The 3,721-nt window shown below is 70.1% G+C and carries 2 protein-coding genes and 2 pseudogenes; all 4 read right to left on the bottom strand.

The annotated features are described in order from the left end of the window. Positions 1-366 (bottom strand): annotated as a pseudogene (locus B9G38_RS15235) (ABC transporter permease); the annotation flags it as partial. Continuing rightward, positions 363-1,970 carry an ABC transporter ATP-binding protein gene (locus B9G38_RS15230; RefSeq protein WP_086220941.1) on the bottom strand — a complete coding sequence of 536 codons (1,608 nt, stop codon included), beginning with the start codon at positions 1,968-1,970 and terminating at the stop codon, positions 363-365. The gene B9G38_RS15230 and the pseudogene B9G38_RS15235, both read right to left, overlap by 4 nt. A 104-nt stretch (positions 1,971-2,074) precedes the next feature. Next, a complete protein-coding gene (locus B9G38_RS15225; protein ID WP_086220940.1) occupies positions 2,075-3,208 on the bottom strand; it encodes a BMP family protein in 1,134 nt (377 codons plus the stop codon). A 203-nt stretch (positions 3,209-3,411) separates the two neighbouring features. Continuing rightward, positions 3,412-3,721: pseudogene (locus tag B9G38_RS15220) on the bottom strand (phosphomannomutase); the annotation flags it as partial.

The following is a 3,721-nucleotide window of genomic DNA, read 5'->3' as shown; positions in this document are numbered from 1 at the left end:
GGTCAGGGGGTGCGTCGCCGAGAGCGTCAGCCCGAAGGGGAGGTTGGACGGCGTCCATTCGGGGTTGAAGAGCACCGGCGTGTCGACGGCGAACGGGTAGCCGAGCGCGCCGTTGAACAGGACGACGTACACCTCGAACGGGTCGTAACAGAAGCCGAGCCCCGTGAACGGTAGCGTCCACGCGGCGGTCGAGCACTCGGCGATCCGGCCGGAGACCAGCACGATCGCGAACCCGATGGCGACCGAGAGGAGGATCGCGGCGACGCTGATGACGAGCCGCTCCGCCACGCTCCGGTCGACGAACGGCGCGACGACGCGAGCGAGGAGGGAGCCGCCCCGGTCCGCGTCCGGCCCCGAGTCGCTCACGCGTCCACCTCCTCGTCGCCGCCGGCGGCTCCGCCGACCGCGTCCTCGACCGCGGCGTCGTGGAGCGCCGCCCCCTCGACGGAGTCGTCGTCGAGCGACTCGCCGGCCATCAGGAGCCCGATCTCCTCTTCGGTCACCGTCGCGGGGTCGACGACCCCCGTGAACTCGCCCTCGTGCATCACCGCGAGCCGGTCGGAGAGCCCCTGTACCTCGTCGAGCTTGGAGGAGACGAGCAGGACGGCCTTCCCCTCGGCGCGCAGGTCGAGCAGTCGGTCGTGGAGGAACTCGGTCGAGCCGATGTCGACCCCGCGGGTCGGATGCATCGCGACGACCAGCTCCGGGTCGCGCTCGAACTCGCGGCCGACGATGAACTTCTGCTGGTTCCCGCCCGACAGCGACTCGGCGTCGGCGTCGGCGTCCGGCGGCCGGACGTCGTACTGCTCGATGACGGACTCGGCGTGGTCGCGGGAGGCGTCCCAGTCGAGGCGCCCGCGGCTCGCGAACGGCGGGTCGTGCTGGCTGCCGAGGATGCCGTTCTCGACGAGGTCGTACGACATGACCAGCCCGCGCTCCTGGCGGTCCTCCGGGACGAACGCCATCCCGCGTTTGATCCGGTCGCGGCGCGTCTTCCCGACCATCGACTCGCCGCGGTAGCGGATCTCCCCGGCGGTCGCCTCTCGCAGGCCGGTGATCGCCTCGACGAGCTGCGACTGGCCGTTGCCGTCGACGCCCGCGATCCCCAGTATCTCGCCGGCGCGGAGCTCGAAGGAGAGGTCCGAGACCGCCTCGACGCCGCGGTCGTCCTCGACGCCGAGTCCGGTCACCGCGAGCATGCGGTCGCCCGCCTCCCGGGGCGACGTCGCGGGGTCCATGAGCACCTCCCGGCCGACCATCATCTCCGCGAGCTCCTCGCGCGTCACGCCGTCCGCGGCGACGGTGCCCACGTTGACGCCGTCTCGGAGGACGGTGATGTCGTCGGCCGCGGACAGCGCCTCGCCGAGCTTGTGCGAGATGAAGATGATCGTCTTCCCCTGGTCGGTGAGCTCCTCGAAGACGCCGTACAGCTCGTCGACCTCCTGCGGGGTCAACACCGCGGTCGGCTCGTCCATGATGAGCACGTCGGCGCCGCGGTACAGCGCCTTCAGGATCTCGACGCGCTGCTGTTCGCCGACCGAGATGTCCGCGATCGTCGCGTCCGGGTCCACGTCGAACCCGTACCGCTCGCTCAGTTCGACGACCGCCTCGCGGGCCGCCTCCCGGTCCACGCGCAGTCCGCCCCACGCCTTCGGCTCGTTGCCCAAGACGACGTTCTCCCACACCGTCATCGGGTCGACCAGCATGAAGTGCTGGTGGATCATGCCGACGCCGGCGTCGATCGCGTCGCGCGGCGAGTCGAACGCCTGCGGCTCGCCGTCGAGGCGAACGGTCCCCTCGGTCGGCTGGTAGAGACCGTACAGCACGTTCATCAGCGTGGTCTTGCCGGCCCCGTTCTCGCCGAGGAGGGCGTGGACGCTCCCGCGCTCCACCGAGAGGTCGACGTCGTCGTTCGCGACGACCCCGGGGAATCGCTTCGTGATGCCGTCCAAGTGGACCGCCGGGTTCATTCACCCGTAACTCCGCGTGGGAGCCTAAAAACGCGCGGATTCCGAGCTGACGCCAGCGGTGCTGTCAGTCGGTCTACCGCTCGCGGAAAACCGCGGGGCGGCGCTCAGTTGCTCGTCGTGTCCGGCACGTCGATGTCGCCGGCGATGATCGCGTCGCGGGCGTCCGACACCGCGGTCCGGATCTCCTCGGGCACCTGATCGCCGATCTCCTGCCCGTAAACGCACTCGACCCCGTTGGACTCCAGCCCGAGCGCGGTGGTGCTCCCGCCCTGGTGGTTGTCGTCGATGACGTTCGAGATCGACTCGTAGACGGCGGTGTCGACGCGCTTCACCATCGACGCGACGATCACGTCGGCGAACGACTCCTCGGAGACCGACTGGTCCTGGTCGACGCCGAAGGCGAACCGGCCCTCCTCCTGTGCCGCCTGGAAGACGCCGACGCCCGTCGCGCCCGCGGCGTGGTAGACGACGTCGGCGCCGCTCTGGTACATCGACAGCGCGGCCTCCTGGCCGCCGGTCGGGTCGGCGTAGCTGCCGACGTAGCTGGTGATGACGTCGACGTCATCTGTCGCGTAGTCGACGCCCGCCTCGAAGCCGGCCTGGAACCGGCGGATGACGGGGCTGTCGACCCCGCCGACGAACCCGACGTTCGTCGAGTCCGGGTCGGTCGCGCCCTCGCCGGCGGAGAAGTCGGTCGTGGAGAGGCGCCCGGCGAGGACGCCCATCAGGAACGACCCCTCCTCCTCGCGGAAGAGGTAGCTCGCGACGTTCGGCTCGTCGACGACGGTGTCGACGATCATGAAGTCCTGGTCGGAGTACTGCGGCGCGGTCTCGCTGAGCGCGTCGCCCTGGTTGAACCCGATCGTGGAGACCAGGTCGTAGTCGGGGTCCGTCGAGCTCGCGTACCGCTGCTGGAACTGACTGAACTCGCCGGCGCCCTCGGGCTCGGCCTCGTTGTACTCGATCCCGAACTCCTCCTCGGCACGGAAGATCCCCTGCTGAGCCGCGTCGTTGAACGAGTTGTCGCCGAGGCCGCCGTCGGAGTAGACGATACCGACCCTCGTCGTCGAGTCGGAGCCGTCCGACCCGTCGGAGCCGTCACCGCCGTCCTCGCCGTCCGATTCGTTCGACCCGTCCCCGCCGTCCTCGCTCGGGCCGCCGCTACATCCGGCGAGGCCGATCAGGCCCGCCGCGCTTGCCGCCTTGATGAACCGTCGCCGTTCGAAGTCGGATGCCATCTCACTTCTATCCCCGTCGGAACGGGGCATAAATTCGTCGTTCCCGCGGCATCGAGGAGACACGTTCGTGAGATGAGGCGGTCGAATACCGGGGGGATCGCGGGCAATTCCCGGTCGTTCGATCCACGAACCCGAATCCCTCACGGTCGTCAACGGTCGGGAAACGAGAGCGACCGGGAGCGCCGCGCCGGGCCGTCAGCCGCCTACGCCGCCGCGACGGCGTCCTCGACGACGGCCTCGACCTCGGCGACCAGCGCGTCCACGTCGTCGCTTTCCGCGTACACGCGGACGTACGGCTCCGTGCCCGAGGGCCGCACGAGCGTCCACGAGGCGTCCTCGAACTCCAGCCGGACCCCGTGGTCCGTGTCGACCGCGGCGTCGGGGAACGCGTCCGGCAGCGCCGTCTCCAGCCGGTCCATCGCGGGCGCCTTCGCGTCGTCGGGACAGTCCACGCTCACCTTCCGATACGGCCGCTCTGCGATCGGCTCGCGGAGCGCGTCGAGCCCCTCGTCG

The sequence above is a fragment of the Halorubrum sp. SD612 genome, from assembly GCF_002135005.1.
The sequence above is the reverse complement of the archived record's forward strand: the minus strand, read 5'-3'. Positions and strand labels throughout refer to the sequence as shown.

Coding starts and splice junctions, on each gene's coding strand:
- B9G38_RS15230 (WP_086220941.1), bottom strand. CDS start 1,970: ATGAACCCGGCGGTCCACTTGGACGGCATCACGAAGCGATTCCCCGGG.
- B9G38_RS15225 (WP_086220940.1), bottom strand. CDS start 3,208: ATGGCATCCGACTTCGAACGGCGACGGTTCATCAAGGCGGCAAGCGCG.